This is a genomic window from Pseudoalteromonas sp. GW168-MNA-CIBAN-0100 (assembly GCF_040309225.1).
GTDB lineage: Bacteria > Pseudomonadota > Gammaproteobacteria > Enterobacterales > Alteromonadaceae > Pseudoalteromonas > Pseudoalteromonas arctica.
In genome coordinates this window covers 1-230 of the sequence record NZ_JBEOOL010001186.1, presented here as the reverse complement: position 1 = coordinate 230, position 230 = coordinate 1, and the positions used below count along the sequence as shown (strand labels likewise).

Sequence of the window (230 nt, the reverse complement as noted above, 5' to 3'; positions counted from 1 at the left end):
AGTCGTCGAATATCATCACGCGATAAATAAGTAGGTGCCCGAGGTTTTGCTTTAGGCAAGGCTATGTCTAAGTTCAGGGGGCGATGTAAAATATTCTTAAACAGAAACCAAATGCTGTTTATTTGTATTTTTTGACTCGCTCTGGAGAGCTTTCGAATAGCGGGATCTTTAAAAAAGATATTCAGCTCATCATCAGTAATTAAATCGAGTGGTTTATTAAAATAATGGCT

At 37.0% G+C, this 230-nt stretch carries 1 protein-coding gene; it reads right to left on the bottom strand.

The window, feature by feature from the left end:
- The coding region (locus tag AAEY62_RS25140) for a phage integrase N-terminal SAM-like domain-containing protein (protein ID WP_350637228.1) at positions 1-230 on the bottom strand (230 nt) is incomplete at both ends.